A 4,709-nucleotide genomic window follows, 5' to 3' on the forward strand; every position below is an offset into this window, starting at 1 on the left:
CGCGGACGCGCCCGCCAGCCGGGCGGGGACCTCGCAGCGGTCCGCCACCGTGGTCAGTGCCGTCCCGGTGAGCGCCGCCGGCCGGGGGTCGGTCCCCCGGCCGGCACGGTCCTGCAGGTACTGCCGGGTCAGCTTCAGCAACTGCCCAGGCTCGTCAGCCGGTGCCGCCTGCGCGAGCGGAGCCAGGCACACCGGGGCGGCCACCGCCACCGCCAGCGCGGCACCGTAGGTTCTTCTGCTGGTATGAGAAAAGCGCACGAAAACCCTCCCAAGTAAGTACGTGCACTGCTGATTTCGTAAACCACTACTTCAGTTCAGCGCATTGTGCGCAGAACTGACCTCCTGTCGAATTTCAATGATTCGACAGAAACCAGGAACCCTTTTTTGTCAGACGGGGTTGGTGATGAGCGAGGCGGCGAGCGCGACCAGTGCGTCGGTACTCACCGGAATTTGCGGGGCCGGTGTTCCCCCTTGCCAGAACAGCGACGTGTCCCGGGTGACCGACCGGGTGGCCCGCACGCGCAGCGGCACGCCGTGATCGGCCCGGTACACGTCCACCAGCACGGTCTGCGAGGCGTTGTCGCCGGTGATGACCGCGGTGGTGTCACCGATCTCGCGGGTGCTGCAGGCATACATCCATGGCGCGCAGGTAGCCTCGCCGGACGTCGTCGGCGGGTCCATGACCTCGGCCGACAACGCGGCATAGAACCGCTGCTCAGGCTGCATGAGGACACTCGCGTGATACGACGCCGACGCCCCGGCGCCGCCGCGATCGGTCACCCGTGACTCGCCGGTATCCGTGACCGGCACGGTCGCCGGAACCGCCTGCCGCAGCCTCGCCAGCAGACGCTTGGCCCGTTCGTCGCCCTGTCCATCAGCGGCGATCCGCTGCGGGGTCGGTGACGTAGGTGACGCCGCCGCCGACGTCACCGGCGGGGCCGGCCTCGTCGGCGTGCCAGCCCCGCTCCCGTCTGCGCAACTCGTCAAGAACGTGACAAGCAGAACACCTGCGGAAAAACACAGAAATGTACGCATTGTCCCCTCGTTCCCCTCTCCCGAACAGACACTATCGGCGGCAAATGACCAACGTCAAGCACGCTCGGCCCCCTTGTAATTATATGCCCCAATTGGGGGAGTCATTTCCGTCGCCATTCACGACGCTGGGCAAGATGGCCGTGGAGACACCTGCGTTTGCCGCCGACACGTGTCTGAAAGCACTTGGCCATCCGTGCGGTTTCGCCGGGTCATCGTGGTCCATGACGGCGACGCTAGCGCGGCGTGCCGGTAACATGCGTCGACCTCGTGCCGGGTTGAGGACGATGCCCCAGACCGCCGGTGGTTCACGACGGCCTTCGCGGGCAGCGTGTCGCCGTTCTGCCCAGGACGGAGACCCGCGAGGTTCCGCGGACTGCCCGGCTGGCCGGGAGCATGGCCAACTGGGCGAGGTCGGTGCGCCGCGAACGAGTCGGCGGCACAGCGGGCGCGCCGCCGCTCATTGCCGGAACCGGTCCAGGTCCCCGAGCGTCCGCGCCCGATCGACGTCATGCACACCGACCACGCGGCCCTTGGATCGAGCTTCCTTCTAGCGCAAGAGGATCAGCGGCCAAGGGCTGCGTTCACGATCAACTGGGTGCATGCCGCCGACCGGGTCCTCAAAAGACAAGCTCAGAGGACGCTCGTGTAGCCGCTCAGCGCGGGCTGGCCGCCGAGGTGGGCGTAGAGCACGTTCGCGTCGCGGGGGATTTCGCCGGTGCGGACCAGGTCGATGAGCCCGGCCATCGACTTGCCCTCGTACACGGGGTCGGTGATGACGCCTTCGAGTCGCGCCAGCGTGGTGATGGCGTCCACAGTGGACTCGTCGGGAATGCCGTACACCCCGGCGTGGTAGCGCTCGTCGAGCAGGACGTCGGCGTCCTCGATCGGCCGGGCCCCGATCAGCTCGGCGGTGTTCCGGGCGATCCTCGTCACCGCGTCCCGGGTTTCGGCAGGCTTCGCCGTGATGTCGATGCCGAGGATCCGTCGCGGCCGGCCGCCCAGGGCGGCGCCGGCGATCATCCCGGCCTGAGTGCTCCCAGTGCCCGACGCGACGACGATCGTGTCGAAGAAGATCCCGAGCTCGGCCTCCTGGCGTTGCAGCTCGACGACCCAGTTGGCGAAGCCGAGCCCGCCCAGCCGGTGATCCGACGCGCCCGCCGGGATCGGGTACGGCCGTCCGCCCGTCGCCTCGACCTCCGCGACCGCGTTCTCCCAGCTCTCCTTGAAGCCGATCCCGAACTCCGCGTCGACCAGCCGCACGTCGGCACCGAGGATCCGTGACAGCTGGATGTTGCCCACCTTGTCGTAGAGCGGGTCGTGCCAGTCGACCCAGCTTTCCTGGACCAGCACGGCTTTCAGCCCGGCCCGCGCGGCCGCGGCGGCGACCTGCCGGGTGTGGTTGGACTGCACGCCGCCGATCGAGATGAGCGTGTCGGCCCCGGTGGCCAGCGCGTCGGCGACGAGGAACTCGAGTTTCCTGGTCTTGTTGCCGCCGAACGCGATCCCGGAGTTCACGTCCTCGCGCTTCGCCCAGATCGACGCGCCACCCAGCTCAGCGGTGAGCCGTTCGAGCGGGTGGACGGGGGAGGGGCCGAACAGGAGCGGGAAGCGGGGGAACTTGGCGAACGGCATCAGTCCTCCAGGAGCGGTTCGAGGTCGGTCCAGATGGTCGAGATGACGGCGGCGGCGCGGTCGGTGTCGCCCGCTTCGATCGCGTCGATGAGTTCGGTGTGCCTGCGGACGGAGCGCTGCGCGGGCAGGGAAGCGAACCGCGCGTACTCCAGCCGTCGCAGGAGCGGGGTGTACCGGTCGATCGTCGCGGCGACCGCGCGGTTGCCGCAGGCGCGCACCGCCACGTCGTGCAGTTCGTCGTCGGCGGCGACGGCGGCCGCGACGTCGCCCGTCGCGATGGCCTCGGCGAACCGGTCGTTGGCGGCCCGCATCTCGGCGACTTCGCGCGCGCCGAGCCGCGGCATCGCCCGGCGCACCGCCAGTTCGTGCAGCACGCGGGTCAGTTCGAGTGCTTCGCGGACGTCGTCCGGCACGAAGCCGGCGACGCGGGTGTAGCTCTGCGGCTTCGAATCGACGAGGCCTTCCTCGGCGAGGCGGGTGAGCGCCTGGCGAACGGGCGCCCGGGAAAGGCCGAGCTGTTCGGCGAGATCGGCGTCGCGCAACGCGGTGCCGGGCGGCAGGCTGCCGTCGATGATCGCGTTGCGGATGCGTTCGTAGGCCTCGTCGCGCAGCAAGGAGCGCGCTACCTTGCTCAACCCAGGGGAACTCACATCTAACATGTTAGCTGTCACAAGACCCATCCGGAAGGGAATCCGGTGGGCGGAGGTTCAGTAGACGGGGCCGGTGTACTTTTCCCCGGGACCCTGGCCGGGTGCGTCGGGCACCGCGGAGGCCTCGCGGAACGCCTTCTGCAGGGATTGGAGCCCGTCGCGCAGCGGGCCGGCGTGCAGGCCGAGGTATTCGGCCGAGGCGGTGACCAGCCCGGCGAGCGCGGTGATCAGCCGGCGCGCTTCGTCGAGGTCGCGGTGCGGCGAGTTCGCCGGATCGGCGTCGGCGAGGCCGAGGCGCTCGGCGCCCGCCGAGAGCAGCATGACGGCCGCCCTGCTGATCACCTCGACGCTCGGGATGTCCTCCAGGTCGCGGACGTCCGGGGAATACGGGGGCTGCTGAGATGGTTGTTCCGACACGTCTGGTACCCTTCCACGAGCGACCAGCCCCCGAGCGATCGGGGGCCAGCAAGTGGAGCCCCGCTCCCACCCGCGTCACCGTACAGGTGTCCGGGTCCGGTCCCGCTCGGCGGTAACGCTGTTCGAGCGGAGTGCCCGGCGTCAGCCGGGTGCGATCGGGAAAGAGTGGGCCCCGCACGTCGATTTCGGCGTCGGGGCCTTCGCTATGTGGGCACCAGGTCGGCACGAGAGAACAGTCACCTGACCAAGGAGGCCCCATCAGCTCCGAGACACGCATCAACGACCGCATCCGGGTGCCGGAGGTCCGACTCGTCGGGCCGGCTGGTGAGCAGGTCGGCATCGTCCGGATCGAGGACGCGTTGCGGCTCGCGCAGGAAAACGATCTCGACCTCGTCGAGGTCGCGCCACAGGCACGCCCGCCGGTGTGCAAGCTCATGGACTTCGGCAAGTTCAAGTACGAGAGCGCGCAGAAGGCCCGTGAGTCCCGCCGCAACCAGCAGCTGACCGTCATCAAGGAACAGAAGCTGCGCCCCAAGATCGACCAGCACGACTACGAGACCAAGAAGGGTCACGTGTCGCGCTTCCTGGCGGCGGGCAACAAGGTCAAGGTCACGATCATGTTCCGCGGTCGCGAGCAGTCGCGGCCGGAACTCGGTTTCCGGCTGCTGCAGAAGCTCGCCGACGACGTCACCGAGCTGGGCTTCGTCGAATCGTCGCCCAAGCAGGACGGTCGCAACATGATCATGGTGCTGGCCCCGCACAAGAACGTGAAGCCGAAGACGGCGAAGGCCGAGCCCGCCCCCGAAGGCTGACTCCGCCCGACCTCGTCGGTCACCGGGAAGGGCTGTCCCGCCACAGCCCGCCCAGCACATGTCAGGGGGGCCGGAGGGGGGCGCGGGGGGGGCGGCCCGGGGGGCGTCTACAAAGCACCCCCCAGATATGAGCAGAGAGAGGGGGGGCTCAGGGGGGAGCGCG

The 4,709-nt window shown here is 69.0% G+C and carries 6 protein-coding genes; 1 reads left to right on the plus strand and 5 read right to left on the minus strand.

The window, feature by feature from the left end:
• From ACFWX1_RS19440 to ACFWX1_RS19460, 5 genes are all read right to left on the minus strand, one after another.
• A partial coding sequence (locus tag ACFWX1_RS19440) for a hypothetical protein (protein ID WP_378389101.1) occupies positions 1 to 258 on the minus strand: 258 nt, incomplete at its 3' end.
• 129 nt (positions 259 to 387) lie between these two features.
• Entirely contained in the window at positions 388 to 930 is a 543-nt protein-coding gene (locus ACFWX1_RS19445; RefSeq protein WP_378389102.1) for a hypothetical protein, read from the minus strand.
• A gap of 735 nt (positions 931 to 1,665) precedes the next feature.
• On the minus strand, positions 1,666 to 2,667 hold the full coding sequence (locus tag ACFWX1_RS19450) for a 1-aminocyclopropane-1-carboxylate deaminase (RefSeq protein WP_378389104.1): 1,002 nt from the start codon (positions 2,665 to 2,667) through the stop codon (positions 1,666 to 1,668).
• The gene (locus ACFWX1_RS19455; RefSeq protein ID WP_378389128.1) at positions 2,667 to 3,302 is read right to left on the minus strand and encodes a GntR family transcriptional regulator; all 636 of its coding nucleotides are present in this window, start codon (positions 3,300 to 3,302) and stop codon (positions 2,667 to 2,669) included. Before ACFWX1_RS19455 ends, ACFWX1_RS19450 begins: the two co-directional genes overlap by 1 nt.
• Positions 3,303 to 3,374: 72 nt before the next feature.
• Positions 3,375 to 3,734, minus strand: a complete 360-nt coding sequence (locus tag ACFWX1_RS19460) for a DUF1844 domain-containing protein (protein ID WP_378327024.1) — start codon at positions 3,732 to 3,734, stop codon at positions 3,375 to 3,377.
• Between the two features lie 182 nt (positions 3,735 to 3,916).
• Between ACFWX1_RS19460 and infC the strand changes: the two genes are divergently transcribed.
• On the plus strand, positions 3,917 to 4,546 hold the full coding sequence (infC, locus tag ACFWX1_RS19465; RefSeq protein WP_378389130.1) for a translation initiation factor IF-3: 630 nt from the start codon (positions 3,917 to 3,919) through the stop codon (positions 4,544 to 4,546).
• Positions 4,547 to 4,709 lie beyond the last annotated feature (163 nt).

Source organism: Amycolatopsis sp. NPDC059021 (assembly GCF_042739895.1).
Taxonomy (GTDB): Bacteria; Actinomycetota; Actinomycetes; order Mycobacteriales; family Pseudonocardiaceae; genus Amycolatopsis.

Excerpts from the sequence above, each read along its gene's own strand:
- ACFWX1_RS19450 (WP_378389104.1), bottom strand. The coding sequence starts at position 2,667 with ATGCCGTTCGCCAAGTTCCCCCGCTTCCCGCTCCTGTTCGGCCCCTCC.